Source organism: Chitinophaga sp. XS-30 (genome assembly GCF_008086345.1).
In the GTDB taxonomy this organism is placed as follows: Bacteria; Bacteroidota; Bacteroidia; order Chitinophagales; family Chitinophagaceae; genus Chitinophaga.
Window position 1 is genome coordinate 1,049,580 of the sequence record NZ_CP043006.1, and the last position, 14,148, is coordinate 1,063,727.

Annotated in this window: 14 protein-coding genes; 8 read left to right on the top strand and 6 right to left on the bottom strand. The window is 52.4% G+C overall.

What is annotated here, in order from left to right; translation table 11 throughout:
• The first annotated feature begins 38 nt into the window (after positions 1 to 38).
• Entirely contained in the window at positions 39 to 1,064 is a 1,026-nt protein-coding gene (locus FW415_RS04425) for a DUF3500 domain-containing protein (RefSeq protein ID WP_210420828.1), read from the top strand.
• A 103-nt stretch (positions 1,065 to 1,167) separates the two neighbouring features.
• Here FW415_RS04425 and FW415_RS04430 read toward each other — a convergent pair whose 3' ends face one another.
• Complete coding sequence (locus FW415_RS04430; protein WP_148383082.1) at positions 1,168 to 1,620, bottom strand: methylglyoxal synthase; 453 nt, start codon at positions 1,618 to 1,620, stop codon at positions 1,168 to 1,170.
• Positions 1,621 to 1,713: 93 nt separating this feature from the next.
• On the opposite strand from FW415_RS04430, the gene FW415_RS04435 reads away from it, so the two are divergent.
• The 4 genes from FW415_RS04435 (at position 1,714) to FW415_RS04450 (ending at position 5,219) form a co-directional block, all read left to right on the top strand.
• Positions 1,714 to 2,295, top strand: a complete 582-nt coding sequence (locus FW415_RS04435; protein WP_148383083.1) for a NifU family protein — start codon at positions 1,714 to 1,716, stop codon at positions 2,293 to 2,295.
• A gap of 98 nt (positions 2,296 to 2,393) precedes the next feature.
• Positions 2,394 to 4,061 (top strand): PNGase F N-terminal domain-containing protein, encoded by a 1,668-nt coding sequence (locus tag FW415_RS04440; RefSeq protein WP_148383084.1) that lies wholly within the window; start codon positions 2,394 to 2,396, stop codon positions 4,059 to 4,061.
• 7 nt (positions 4,062 to 4,068) lie between these two features.
• Positions 4,069 to 4,692, top strand: coding sequence for a nicotinamide riboside transporter PnuC (gene pnuC / locus FW415_RS04445; protein ID WP_148383085.1), 624 nt, complete (start codon positions 4,069 to 4,071; stop codon positions 4,690 to 4,692).
• Entirely contained in the window at positions 4,689 to 5,219 is a 531-nt protein-coding gene (locus FW415_RS04450; RefSeq protein ID WP_148383086.1) for an AAA family ATPase, read from the top strand. Before pnuC ends, FW415_RS04450 begins: the two co-directional genes overlap by 4 nt.
• A gap of 117 nt (positions 5,220 to 5,336) precedes the next feature.
• On the opposite strand, the gene mtgA is transcribed toward FW415_RS04450, so the two are convergent.
• The gene (gene mtgA / locus FW415_RS04455; RefSeq protein WP_148383087.1) at positions 5,337 to 6,065 is read right to left on the bottom strand and encodes a monofunctional biosynthetic peptidoglycan transglycosylase; all 729 of its coding nucleotides are present in this window, start codon (positions 6,063 to 6,065) and stop codon (positions 5,337 to 5,339) included.
• A 91-nt stretch (positions 6,066 to 6,156) separates the two neighbouring features.
• On the opposite strand from mtgA, the gene FW415_RS04460 reads away from it, so the two are divergent.
• On the top strand, positions 6,157 to 6,774 hold the full coding sequence (locus FW415_RS04460; protein ID WP_148383088.1) for an L-threonylcarbamoyladenylate synthase: 618 nt from the start codon (positions 6,157 to 6,159) through the stop codon (positions 6,772 to 6,774).
• 47 nt (positions 6,775 to 6,821) lie between these two features.
• On the opposite strand, the gene FW415_RS04465 is transcribed toward FW415_RS04460, so the two are convergent.
• From FW415_RS04465 to polA, 3 genes are all read right to left on the bottom strand, one after another.
• Positions 6,822 to 7,964: an aminopeptidase C gene (locus FW415_RS04465; RefSeq protein WP_148383089.1), complete on the bottom strand. Its 1,143-nt coding sequence runs from the start codon at positions 7,962 to 7,964 to the stop codon at positions 6,822 to 6,824.
• A 99-nt stretch (positions 7,965 to 8,063) separates the two neighbouring features.
• Complete coding sequence (locus tag FW415_RS04470) at positions 8,064 to 8,618, bottom strand: GNAT family N-acetyltransferase (RefSeq protein ID WP_148383090.1); 555 nt, start codon at positions 8,616 to 8,618, stop codon at positions 8,064 to 8,066.
• 180 nt (positions 8,619 to 8,798) lie between these two features.
• Positions 8,799 to 11,618 carry a DNA polymerase I gene (polA, locus tag FW415_RS04475; protein ID WP_148383091.1) on the bottom strand — a complete coding sequence of 940 codons (2,820 nt, stop codon included), beginning with the start codon at positions 11,616 to 11,618 and terminating at the stop codon, positions 8,799 to 8,801.
• Between the two features lie 263 nt (positions 11,619 to 11,881).
• On the opposite strand from polA, the gene FW415_RS04480 reads away from it, so the two are divergent.
• Entirely contained in the window at positions 11,882 to 12,241 is a 360-nt protein-coding gene (locus tag FW415_RS04480; RefSeq protein WP_148383092.1) for an arsenate reductase family protein, read from the top strand.
• Positions 12,242 to 12,254: 13 nt separating this feature from the next.
• Here FW415_RS04480 and FW415_RS04485 read toward each other — a convergent pair whose 3' ends face one another.
• The gene (locus FW415_RS04485) at positions 12,255 to 13,355 is read right to left on the bottom strand and encodes a glycosyltransferase (RefSeq protein ID WP_148383093.1); all 1,101 of its coding nucleotides are present in this window, start codon (positions 13,353 to 13,355) and stop codon (positions 12,255 to 12,257) included.
• Between the two features lie 437 nt (positions 13,356 to 13,792).
• On the opposite strand from FW415_RS04485, the gene FW415_RS04490 reads away from it, so the two are divergent.
• On the top strand, positions 13,793 to 14,041 hold the full coding sequence (locus FW415_RS04490; RefSeq protein ID WP_148383094.1) for a hypothetical protein: 249 nt from the start codon (positions 13,793 to 13,795) through the stop codon (positions 14,039 to 14,041).
• Positions 14,042 to 14,148: the final 107 nt, after the last annotated feature.

Genomic DNA, 14,148 nt, shown 5'->3' on the forward strand with positions numbered 1-14,148 from the left:
CGGTAAAAAGATCGTACTTTGTAGAAAGCGTCCGCGGTATGAAACGAAAAACGGTTATTTATGTTGTTTTGTTCTTTGCCGGCATGTGCCATGCATGCCGGGCGCAATCCGTTCCAACCGGAATGGAAACGGCTGCGCAGCAGTTCATCGCTTCCCTGGATGCGCCTTTGCGGCAGCAGGCCTGTTTCCCCTGGGAAGATGAGGAGCGGTACAACTGGCATTTTGTGCCGAAGCAACGGAAAGGGTTGCCTTTAAAGGACATGACGGCGGCGCAGCGGGAGAAAGCATACCTGTTGCTGAAGGCCTGTATGAGTGGCAGCGGTTATCAGAAAGCCCGTGCTATTGTGGCCAATGAAGAGATACTGAGAGCGCTCGAAGGGCGCGGACCGGAAGACAGCTATCGTGATCCCGGGAAATACTACTTTACCGTATTTGGCGAACCCGCTGCCGGAAAGCCCTGGGGCTGGCGGATGGAAGGGCATCACCTGTCGCTGAACTTTTCAGCGGTGGACAGCAGTCTCGTGGCTGGTACCCCGGCTTTCATGGGCGCCAACCCGGCCATTGTGCCCGATGGGCCAGCTAAAGGCAGGCAGGTTTTAAAAGAAGAGTCTGCCTTGGGGTTTCAATTGCTGCATTCGCTGAACAAGGCCCAGCTGCAGCAGGCGCTGGTCATGGATAAAGCCCCGGCGGATATTATTACCGGCAACGCCCGGAAGGCCTGGCTGCCGGAACCTCCCGGTCTGCCGTTCCCGCAGCTGAACCCGGAACAGCAGTTGCTGCTGAAGCGGCTGCTGGCGGTGTATGTGGACCGGTACACCAGCCTGATGGCGGATATCCTCTGGAAAGAGATCACGGCGGCCGGGCTGGACAATCTGCATTTCGCCTGGGCCGGAGCGCAGCAATGGGGTGGCGGGCATTACTACCGCATACAGGGGCCTACATTCATTATAGAATATGACAATACGCAGAACAACGCCAACCATGTGCATACAACGTTCCGGGACCTGAAGAATGATTTCGGGGAAGATATGCTGAAACAGCATTATGAGCAGGCGCACCGGTAAGTGTGATAAAAAAGGGGTTTCTCCCGTAAAAAAGGTTCCCCGTTGCTCTGCATGACCAGGAACAAAGGGTGTGGAATTTGCCGGAAAACCGCCATGGTGGCGGTCAGACCTTTCTGCCGAGGTACTGCCCGTAATCCGGGAGGATCACCGTGTACTCCTGGTGCATCAGGGGAGAGGTCAGCAGGAAGTCTGCTGAGGCCCGGTTGCTGGCCATCGGGATGTTCCAGACCACACCCAGCCGTAACAGGGCTTTGATGTCCGGATCATGCGGCAGGGCTTCCATCGGGTCCCAGAAAAAAATGATCACATCCACTTTTCCCTCGGCAACCAGTGCGCCGATCTGCTGATCGCCACCCAAAGGGCCGCTTAACAGCTTGCGGACAGATACGTCCAGCGTATCTTCCAGTAGTTTCCCGGTGGTTCCGGTGGCATAGAGCTCGTGGCGTTTCAGAACGGTCTTGTTATAAACAGCCCATTCCATCAGTTCCGCCTTTTTGTGGTCGTGCGCAATCAGAGCGATCCTTTTGCGCGCTTGCAGCGTTTTGGTTTGTACCATATCACAAAAATAGTCAAATTGATCACAGTTGGGATTTTGCCCGGGTACTCTCGGCTATTTTTGCTAAATTTGCAGGAGAAAATTGTTAATAAAATGATCAAAACAGGAAATCCAATCATCAGTATCTATACGGAAATGACGCCGAACCCGGAAACGATGAAGTTTGTGGTGAACAAGCTCCTGTATCCGAATAAATCGATAGATTTCCCAGATGCAGCCAGCACCGGCCCATCTCCCCTCGCAGCAGAACTCTTCACCTTTCCCTTTATCCGGGGGGTGTTCATCTGCAGCAATTTTGTAACGCTTACCAAAACGGCTGATACCGACTGGACGGATGTTATTCCTACCATCAAACAATTCCTGAAGGAATACCTGGAAGACAACCGCGCGGTGATCAACGAAGAGGATATTGTATCCAACATCACCCTGAGCGGGGATGAGACCGAAGTGGTGCAACGCATTAAAGAATTACTCGAAAACTACGTGAAACCTGCAGTTGAAATGGACGGCGGCGCCATCCAGTTCAAGGATTACCAGGAAGGGGTTGTGACCCTCGCCTTGCAGGGTTCATGTTCTGGCTGCCCCTCCTCCATGATCACGCTGAAAGCCGGTATCGAAGGCATGATGAAGCGGATGATCCCGGAAGTGAAAGAAGTGGTAGCCGAAGCAGAATAAGCCATAGTTGAGTGAATGATAGTGTTATAAAGCGCAGCAAGCAGGCTGCGCTTTTTTCATTTATGATGCTTAGCTTTACAACCTTCAAATAACCAGCTATGAGAGGAATTATCATCGCCTGCGCACTGAGCCTGGCCGCAGGGCCGTTATTCGCACAGCAGGAAGCCGTAGTCACTTACGGGTTTCGCAACAACGGGAAAGAATCGGGAGGAGAGCAAAAGCTGTATATCCGCGGTAACCGCGCAAAAGTAGCCGGAATGGGCAGACAGACGGAACAGCAGTTCCTGCAGCTTGCGGAAAAGGCCAGCTACCAGGTGCTGAACAGTAACGGGAACACCTATACGCTGAAGAAACCTTTCAGCGAATATACGCGGCCGGAATTACTGCCCGGTGCAGATACTATTCTCGGCATTCCCTGTAAAAAGGCCAGGGCGATCATCCGTTCCAATACCATCGAAATCTGGTACACCAATGACCTGAAAGTGAAAGGTACGCCGAACATCACGGTGGCGCCGGGGCTGGGGCTTGTGCTGAAGATCGTCCGTAACGGCAATTCGGAAACCTTTGCAAAACAGATTGAATATCGGCAAGTGACCGACGAAGAGCTGGATTGGCCCAAACAATGGGGGAAAATGGTGGATGAACCGGCTTACCAGCGCCAGATCATAGAGAGCAGATACAGTACAATTACCATTTTCGACCGGGAGCAGATCAGTTTTGGCAACGAGATCAACAACCCTGCGGACGACCAGCGCGATGTGACCTACCGCTATTCCGGCGGTACGGTGATCCTGAAAAAAGTGCAACTTCCCGCTGTGAGGCGCGGTCAGCGCATGTTTGCAGAGCTTGTGCAATATTCCAACGGGGACGCGTACGACCGTACCGGTTCCGTATTCATGATCCCCGGAGACCGGCCGCTTTCTTTTCTCAACGGCCTGAAGGATGGCGTGAATGCGCTGCCGGTGTACACCGCCAGGAATGGAAAGCGTTACCAGGGCGTGGTGGCCACGGAGAATTATCTGCCGCCGCTGGAACTGATGCGTTTTTTCACACCATTCGGGGTAAGGCATTTCAATGAACAGGTAAGGATCAAAGGATATGACTGGGCGGATTCCGCAGTGTATAAACAGGATATTTCCGCACTGCTGCCGCGTTTGCAGGGGAATGTATGGATAGGGGTGTTTATCGGCAACTACGATAAAGGCGGGCATAAGGCCAGCCTGCAGTTCAAATATTATCCGGGCTTCGACGGAGAAGCACAGGAGGAAGAAAGCAAAACATGGGTGATGCCGGTATTCAACAGCACGAATGTGATGGAAATGGCGGGTCAGGAATACGGCACCATGTTCGAAACAGATTCCCTGACGGTCACGGTAGATATACCCGAAGGGCTGAAAAACCTGAAGCTGCGGTACATCACCACCGGCCACGGCGGATGGGGAGGAGGAGATGAATTCAATCCCAAGCTGAATGAGATATTTGCGGATGGTAAACGGGTGTACCATTTCATCCCCTGGCGGGAAGATTGCGGCACCTACCGTTTCCTGAACCCCGCTTCCGGTAATTTCGGCAGTGGTCTGTCCTCCTCCGACCTGAGCCGTTCCAACTGGTGCCCCGGCACGCTCACGCTGCCGGCAGAGATCCCGCTGCCGGACCTGAAGCCCGGCAGGCATACCCTGCAGGTGGCTATCCCACTTGGCAAACCGGAAGGCGGCAGTTTTTCCGCCTGGAATGTTTCCGGCGTTTTGATCGCAGACAAAGAATAAGCCCTTCATGGAAAATATCTCGCAGGAAATTATGGCCGGCTTTCAGCACCTGACGTGGCTGGAAGCTATTGCCGTGCTGTTTGGCGTACTGAGCGTGCTTTGCTCGCGCCAGAACAGTGTGTGGGTGTATCCCACCGGTCTCGTCAGCACCGGCATCTATACTTATATGCTGGCGCAGCAGCACTTCAAGCTGTACGCGGAATCCGCATTGAACGCCTATTATTTCATCATGAGCGTGTATGGCTGGTATTACTGGATGAGGAAGGATGCCGCGAAACAGGAAACGGCAATAACGCGCATGGATAAACGGGAATTCGGCATCGCTTCCGCCATTGCGGTAATTGGCTGGGCCGTGATCTACACCCTGCTGCGGAACTTCTCCGATTCCGATGTGCCGGTGCTGGATGCATTCGTTTCCGCTACGGCCTGCGCCGGGATGTGGCTGCTCGCCAAACGCAAGGTGGAGAACTGGATCTTTTTGAACATTTCCAACTTCGTGGCGGTGCCGTTGTTGTTCTATAAACATCTTGCGCTCACCGCGCTGCTGACAATATTTTTATTCATCGTGGCGGTGACGGGATACTTTCACTGGCTGAAGATCTACCGTCGGCAGCAATTGACAGCACCATGAAGAAAATAGTGATCATAGGGCCGGAGTCTACCGGAAAAAGTACGCTCAGCGCTCAGCTGGCCGCTCACTACCAAACGGTATGGGTGCCGGAGTTCGCGCGGGGGTACCTGGAAACGCTGGGCCGCCCGTACGAACAGGAAGACCTGCTGCGCATTGCGGAAGGCCAGTTGCAGCTGGAAGATGAACAGGCCGCAAAAGCAGAGCGGCTGATGATCTGCGATACGGACCTGCAGGTGATCAAAGTGTGGAGTGAGGCGAAATACGGGGATTGCGATCCCCGCATCCTGGAGCTGATCGCCTCCCGGCAGTATGACATGTACCTGTTGACCTATATCGATATCGCCTGGGAAGATGATCCTTTACGGGAGCACCCGCTTCCCGAAGAAAGAATGCATTTTTACATGGTGTACCGGGATATTGTGGTGAATGCGGGACTGCCCTGGGCAGACATCAGGGGAGGTTATGCACAGCGGTTGCAGACGGCGATCGAAGCTATTGACGAACTGTTGAAGGGAAATCAAGAATAGCCCGATACCCGGAGCGTATTTGCCGGTGTTTGCAGCGCTCTTGCAGATCAAACAGCATTGAGAACTGCCGTTTGCGACAAACTTCAGGATGTCCTGGCCTCAACCGGATAACAGCCATCATTTTTTAACAGCCCTGCTATTCGAGATAAGCTCCGCAATATCCGGGTCCGGTCCGATGTTGCGCATTTGCTGCAATATTCTGCGCTGCCGCCAGACGGTGATCTTTGCGGGAGGAACAACCGTGTACCTTACGGGATTAGGCAGGCATGCCGCTATCATGGCCGCTTCCTCGCGGTTCAGCCGCGATGCGGATTTTTTGTAGTAATGCTTTGCGGCCGCTTCAATGCCAAATATGCCTTCGCCGGTTTCCGCCACATTGAGATATACTTCCAGGATGCGCTTTTTGCCCCAGAGCTGTTCGATCATAAACGTGAAATACACTTCCAGTCCCTTTCTGAACCAGCCACCATGCTGCCATAGAAAAACATTCTTCGCTACCTGCTGGCTGATGGTGCTGGCGCCCCGCATGTTCTTGCTTTTGCGGTTGTGTTTCATCGCTTTTTCTATCGATTTGAAATCAAAACCATTGTGGTCAGGGAACAACTGGTCCTCACTGGCGATCACGGCCAGCTTCGCGAACTGCGAAATTTCATCCATATCCGCCCAGCTTTTCTGCAAGGGCTTATCGGTCCCCCACAGGCTGAACCAGCTGCTGATCATCGTAATGGTAACAGGGGGATTTACCCAGCGTAACAGGACGATGTACAACAGTTGCGCGATAAAAAGGGCGATGAATATTTTCTTCAGTAACCTCCAGGTCCGGGGCACAATACCTTTTAATTTCATACCGGCCGGCAAGTTAGCAAGATTAATTCGTATTTTCCGGCAGGCAACATTGCCCTGCCGCCGATTGTTATAACTAATAAAACCCGGGACCATGCTGTTACAACTACACCCGCAGAATCCCAATCCGCGCAACCTGAAAACGATCATCGAATGCCTGAAAGACGGCGGTGTGGTGATCTATCCAACGGATACGGTGTACGGAATGGGCTGCGATATTTTCAAAAGCAATGCTGTTGAGCGGATATGCCGGATCAAAGGGATCGATCCTAAAAAGGCGCATTTCTCTTTTATCTGTTATGACCTCAGTCATCTGACGGACTATACGAAAAGTGTAGGCACTCCGCTTTTCCGCCTGCTGAAGAAGGCCTTGCCCGGCCCTTACACTTTTATTCTTCCGGCCAGCAGACAGGTGCCGAAGATGCTGAAAACAAAGCGTGATACCGTGGGCATCCGTGTGCCGGACAACCTCATTTGCCGTACTATCGTCAAGGAGCTGGACAATCCTTTGATGAGCACCTCCCTGCCCATTGAGGAATATGTGGAGGAATATACTGATCCGGAGGTTATTCACGAAAAATTCGGGAAACTGGTGGATATCGTCATTGACGGCGGTCCGGGCGGCCTGATCCCCTCTACGGTGATAGATTGTACCGGGGAGGAGCCGGAAATGATCCGGGAAGGAGCGGGAAATTTTGCGGAACTGGTATAAAAAAGGGCTGGCGAGTTTAAACCGGCCAGCCCTGCAAACAGGATATCCTACAATCCCATTTTCCTGGCAATTTCTTTAGGGATCGCCTTTTTATTCACCATATAACAGGTGGTCTTGTAAGCGAAATACGGCATGGACGCAAAGAAGTATCCGTCACCGTTTGCAGTGCCCCAGGAATTCTTCACCCGGAAGAATTTGTTGCCCTGCTGATCTTTTACGATACCGGTGATGTGCATACCGTGATCATCCTGCGTTTCAAAATTATCGAAAGCCTGTTGACGGTTTTCCTGTGTGATCTCTTTTTCCTTCAGCGGCTGAACGAACATGTTTTTGCGCTCTTCGTCACTGTAATCTGCCCAGTCCTTTTCCGGCACAATGGCCAGGCCATCCCGGAACGAGAAACCTCTTTCGCTCACATCAGCCGCCCAGGCCAGGGTGTAGCCGTTCAGCAAAGCCTCTTCCGCAATGCCGGTGAATTCGGACAGGGGAACGTTGTACACTTTTTCCCAGTTCCAGTTATCCGGCACTTCGAGCACAAATTGTTCATAAAAAGGGTGATGGGAAAAGGAAGAGATGATCACATAATCATCCGCATTCAGGCCAAGTTCTTTGGCGAAGGATTGCGGCGTGTATGTTTTGCCGTTATGGGTGAATTTTTCCGGCGCCGCGCCGAGGTAAGCATCCAGCACCCCGTCGAAAGCTTTCTGCCAGTTGGGGTTAACGGTTTTGGCATTGCCCAGTTGCTTCACCATACCTTCCAGCAGCCCCGCCATTTCCGCATGGTTGTAAGTTTTTCCGCGGTTGCCGTCGTAAGCTTCCTGGGGAACGAGGCCATAGTTTTTCAGGCAAAGCAGGTCATCGGGAAATCCGCCGCCTTCACCAAAATTGGCTTTACCATGCATCCGCACGTAATTGGCGGCTTTCAGCGGGTACATTTTCCGCACTACGTACATTTCGCTCAGGTTGAGGTTTTTGCCTTTTCCGGAGCGCAGCAGTTCGGACTCAAAAAAGGAAAGACCGGAAAAGGACCAGCAGGTGCCGGTCATGCCCTGGTTCTGTACATCGAATGCATCCTGATTTTTGAGCACGGTAAACTGATACCTGCTGCCTTCCTTGTTGGTGAGGGTCGCATCCTGTGCAATGGCGGCCATGCTGAACAGCATTGCGGCGCCAACCAATAACTTCTTCATGTGCTGTTTTTGATTTTGCTGTAAAACTAAAAAATAAAGGACTGCCGGCCGGTGCTCCGGCCGTTGTTCAGATAACGGCAAATGTAATGGTTAAGGCCCTTATCCCTGCCCGGAGGATTGATGAGCGGTAGCAGGGGCCTGATATTGTTCCCTTGTGATCTCCCAGCGCCACAACTCTCCGGCATCGGTGCCATTTACCGCGCCGGCAAACCGGAGGCCGCATTTCTGCAGCACTTTCACGGCCGCATTGTATTCTTCCAGGGTATGTGCGATCACTTTTGTGACGTATGGATGGCCGAAGGCAAAACGGATCAGCGCCTGCCCTATTTCAGTGGCATAACCCTGTTCCCGGTAATCGGTGGATACCTCATAGCCGATCTCCACAACGCCATCGGGCGTGGGGCGGCCTTTAAAGCTGGCCGTGCCAATGAGACGGTTATCTGCTTTATGGATGGCGAGGTAAAAGAACCACCCCATCAGCGAAGGGTCATTGCGCAGTTTATCATAAGCAACCAACACCATTTCAGGATATTCTGTCCAATTTTCTGGCACGTCTATCCCCAGCGTTTGGGCCAATGCTTCATTTCCATGCAAGAGCTCCTCAAAATGTAATAACGTGCAAGGCAACAATTGTAACCTCAAAGTTTGGATCATAAGCGAAAACTAATAAAGGATTTTGGGAAATGCAAGGGGCATAGCAGGAAGAAGCGGAACAAAAATTATGGTCAAAAAGGGTGACGAAATGAGTGAAAAGGGGAAGGCCAGGCGTAAAAATGGCAGCCCGCTTTTACGCCTGGCGGGCAAGGGTATTTTTTCCCCTTCCGGGAAGATGATCTAGTGTGCTTCCAGCCAGTTTTTACCGGTGCCGATCTCGGCCTCTACCGGTACGGTCAACGGCATGGCATTTCGCATTCCTTCGATGATGAGCGGTTTGATGGCCTCCACTTCGTCCACATGGGCGTCAAACACCAATTCGTCATGCACCTGCAGGATCATGCGGGACCGCAGGTTATGTTCCCTGAACGTTTTGTGCAGCGAGATCATGGCCAGCTTGATCATATCCGCTGCGGTGCCCTGTATGGGCATATTGATGGCATTCCGCTCCGCATAGCCGCGCACAACGGCATTGGAGGAATTGATGTCTTTCAGCCAGCGTTTGCGGCCCAGGAGCGTTTGCACATATCCTGTTTGCTGCGCGAATTTCACCTGGTCTTCCATGTATTTTTTGATGGAAGGGTATTGGGTAAAGTAGTTGTCGATAAGCACTTTGGCTTCACTGCGGGCGATGCCGAGGTTTTCGCTCAGGCCGAAAGCGCTGACGCCGTAGATGATGCCGAAGTTTACGCTTTTGGCATTGCGGCGCATTTCCGGCGTAACATCGGCCAGTTCCACACCGTAGACCTTTGCTGCGGTGGCGGTATGGATGTCCAGCCCGCTGCGGAAGGCTTCTATCATATTGGCATCTTCACTGATGGCGGCGATGATCCGCAGCTCTATCTGGGAATAGTCGGCGGACAGCAGGGTGTATTCGGGGCCCCTCGGCACGAACGCTTTCCGCACTTCACGCCCTCTTTCGGTACGGATGGGAATATTCTGCAGGTTCGGGTTATTGGAGCTGAGCCTTCCGGTTACCGCTACGGCTTGATTGTAGGAGGTGTGTACCCGCTGGGTGCGGGGATTGATCATTAACGGCAAGGCATCTACGTAAGTGGATTTCAGCTTGCTCATTTCCCGGAACACCAGGATGTTTTCCACGATGGGATGTTTGCTGGAGAGCTTGGCCAATACATCTTCCCCTGTGGCGTATTGCCCCGTGCGGGTTTTTTTGGCTTTGGGGTCCAGCTGCAGTTTTTCGAACAGCACTTCGCCGAGCTGTTTCGGGGAGGCCAGGTTGAAACGTACGCCGGCCTGCTGGTACACGCTTTCCTCTGCCTTCCGGATCTCCGTTTCCAGCTCCCGCGAGTAGTCCGCCAGCGCCTGCGTATCTATTTTGATGCCCTCGTACTCCATATCGGTCAACACTTTCACGAGCGGGTTCTCCACATCGTAAAACACTTTCTCCACTTCCCGTTCTTTCAGCAGCGGCTGGAATTTGCTTTTCAATTGAAGGGTGATGTCCGCGTCCTCGGCCGCATATTCCTTGATCTTTTCGATCTCCACATCGCGCATGCTGCCCTGGCCCTTTCCTTTTTTGCCGATGAGGGTTTCGATGGAAACAGGCATGTACTGGAGATATTGGGCACTGAGCAGGTCCATGCTGCGGCGCCCTTCCGGCTCAATGAGATAATGGGCGAGCATGGTATCGAAAAGCTGACCCTTTACGGGGATGCCGTACCATTTCAGCACGATCATATCATATTTGATATTCTGACCGATGAAGATGGCATCTTCCCGTTCGAATACCGGGCGGAATTTTTCAAGGATCGCCCTGGCGCCGGCTTCTTCGGGGGGAAGAGGGATGTACCAGGCTTCTCCCGGCCTGATGGAAAAGCTCATGCCAACGATCTCGGCCATATTGGGGTCCGTTCCCGTGGTTTCTGTATCGAAGCAGATCTCCTTTTCATTCATCAGCACGGCGATGAGGGCCCCCTGTTTTTCAGGGGTATCCGCCAGTTCATAATTGTGAGGGGTATTCTCGATGTTCTTGTCCGCCGGGATGCCAAAATCCTGTGTTTCCGCGGCGGGCGCTGCAACCGGAGGCGCCGGCGCTGCGGTGGCATTGCCGAACAGGTCCGTCTGCACCGGTCTTCCTGAAGCGGCATCTCCGCCCAGCGCGCTGTAACCTTCTCCCAATATGCGTTTGCCAAGGGTCTGGAACTCCAGTTCCGCAAATATCCCGGACAGCTTTTCCTTGTTCAGTTCCGTGCAGCAGAAATCCTCTTCGTGGAAGCTCACCGGCACATTGGTGATAATGGTTGCGAGCTTTTTGGAGAGGATGGCGCTTTCGGCGCCGGCCCGGATCTTTTCGCCCATCTTGCCGCTGATCTTGTCAGCATTCGCCAGCACATTTTCCAGGGAGCCCCATTCCGCCAGCAGCTTCATCGCCGTTTTTTCCCCTACACCGGGGATACCGGGGATGTTATCCACGGCGTCGCCCATCAGCCCCAGGATGTCCACTACCTGCCCAACGTCCTTGATCTGCCAGCGTTCGCAGACCTCCTTCGGGCCGAGCACTTCCACTTTACTGCCGAGGTACGGCGGCTTCCAGATGAAAACATTGTCTTTCACCAGCTGGCCGTAATCTTTATCCGGCGTAACCATATACACTTCGTACCCCTCTGCGGCGGCCTGCCAGGCTACCGTGCCGATGATATCATCAGCTTCATATCCGTCTATCTCCAGTACGGGAATGTTGAACCCTTCAATGATCCGCTTGATGTCGGGGAGGGCATCCAGGAGATCTTCCGGCGCGTCTTCCCGGTTGGCCTTGTAGTCTGCAAAATCAGTATGCCGCTCCGTGGGGGCATGTGTATCGAAAGCCACCGCAATATGGGTAGGTTTTTCCTTGTTGAGAAGGTCCAGCAGCGTAGTGGTGAACCCGAACTGGGCATTGGTGTTGCGTCCTTTGCTGGTAAGCCGCGGGTTCCTGATCAATGCATAATAGGCGCGGTATATCAACGCCATGGCGTCTAGTAAAAAGAGTTTCTTGCTCATGCGGTAAAAGTAAACAATTACCATTATGCAGAACACGGGATTTCCTAATTTTGCCGCCGGGAAACCAACAGTCATTATCACATGGGATGGGACCGGCAGTCTATACCGGGCATCCCGCAGCCACTGCGCAAAACTTTGGGAGCAGCGGAAAAATCAACAGGAAGAGATGGAGCCGGCATGTTTGAAATAGTCATCAAGCCTTGGGAAATGATTGTTTCAAACACCTGAGGCGCCATCCGGCCTGTAAAAAATAAAATGAACGAATGAAAAGGATGTATTATTTATCGACCTGCGGCACATGTAAAAAGATTCTTGAAGAAACGGATGCCGTAGGGAAGGGCTTTGCTTTACAGGATATTAAAAAGGACAGCATCACACCGGCGCAGCTGGATAAAATGAAGGAGCTGGCGGGAAGCTATGAATCGCTTTTCAGCAGGCGCTCCCAGAAATTCCGGCCTATGGGGCTGCATGAGCGCGATCTGACGGAAGAGGATTACCGTGCGCTGATCCTGGAGGAATATACTTTCCTCAAACGCCCGGTGACGATCGCGGGCAACAGGATATTTATAGGGAACGATAAAAAGACGGTGGAAGCGCTGAAGGGATTCGTTAATCAATCCTGAATGCATTTTTTTTCTAAAGTGTTTTCACGAAGTCTGCCACCACTTTTTTATACGCCTGCATGTCCTGCCCGTGCTGAAAACCGGTGAACGGGAAAGATTTAACATTTTCTAAAACTTTCGGGAGCGAGAACTGGTGTTGAGGGATGCTGTAGAAGTACCCTTTTTCCATCAGGTATTTGCCGAGGTACTCCTGTTCGGATTGTCCGGGAGTGGGTATGAGGATGGCTTTTTTGTTGAGTTTAGCGAGGTCCATCAGGGTGGTGTAGCCGGACCGGCTCAGCACCATATCGGCGGCCAGCATGGCTTCGTTCAGTTCCTTTGCGTCGAGGTGGCTGACCTGCCAGATGCCGGGGGCGATCTCTTTTTTCTCCGCCTGGTCCGGCCGGCCGCTGACGATGAGGGCGGCAATGCCAGGCTGCTGTTTCAGTTGTGCCAGGAGCAGTTGTTCCAGGTTGGTGCGCTGGGGCTCGGGGCCGGAGATCAGCGCCAGCAGATCATACTTCTTTTGCACGCCGTCCCGCGGTTCAAAGCGGGACAGGCAGCCGATGTAGGTGGTATGCGGGGGAAGGCTGGCGGGATGGGCCAGTTCGCCGCTGAGGTTGGGTTCGCCGGCAAAATCCGGTATCCAGCAGGCGGAGTACCGCCGGATGAACCGGTAGTTGATCCGCTGCAGTAAACGTTCGGTAAACCCGCCGAAAGGCGTTTTTATCAGCAGCTGATGGGATATGAAAATACAGGGAATATCGGGATGGTACAGGCCGAAGCGATTATCAGAAATGACGGCATGTATGCCCAGATCAGCCACAGTCCTGCGTAGCCAGGCTTGCTCATACCGCACGGCCCGCCATATCTTGGGGATCTGCCCGATGATCTTGAGGCCAAAAAAAGCACCCTTTTGTGAATAGCGGATATTGTATCCCGGCAGGGGCAAAATGGTCAGCCGGGGGAATTCCCGGGCCAGCAAAGCCGCATGTTTCCCTTCGGCGGCAATAACCACCTCGCAGCCAGCGTTTAATAATTCGTGGATCAGCGGAATGTCGCGCGTGGCGTGGCCAAGCCCCCAATCCAGGGGAACGATGAGCACTTTTTTTTGCACCGGGGAGTATGTGGACAAATAAATAGAAATTTTTTGCGAAAATAGTTTAATTTAGAAATGACCATTGTTAAGAAAAGGTAAACTCTCTCATCGCTTGGCCAGCTTTATTGAAGATTTTTATCAATACCGATATCGGGCAGGGGGAATTTCCGGATCAAAACAGCATAGACCGGTAGAGAAAAATACATCGCATCGCCCGGAATAAACAAGATGAAGAGATGAAAAAGTTTAAATGGTTATTATTATTTTCCCTTGTTCTGGGGAGCATAATGTGGGAAGGTTGCAGCGTGTTGAAGAAAAATGATTGCGGATGCCCGTCCAGTCCCAAAGGGCGAATGAAACATTAATTATCAGACACACTATACCTGGCTCAAACTGAAAACCTGAAAAGTAATACAGGGAGGGTACACGTTATGAAAAAAAACAAAAGAGAAAACAATCAAACGTAATTAAGCATGAAGCCTGTAGAGAGGGATTTACTCATCTTGCTGCATGAAGACCGTTACAATGAGCAGGAAATCCAGCATGAAGTTAAACAGATCAGCGATATGTTATCGTCGGTTGAAACCATGGAGTACCTGACCCGTGCCACAGAAGTTGCGGATTGTAACAGGCACCGTATCAGCAGCAAACGCCGCGTGCTGGAACGGGCCTTCTATCGCAAGGAGCCAAAGGCATTCGAGTTTATCATCCACAAAAACTGACTGATCTTCCCTGTTCATCCGGCGGATATTATTCCGTCTGTTCTTTGCTGTCCCATTATCCGCTCTTCCCTGTCTCTCAACCGGTTGCCAGTATGTGCATGGCATGT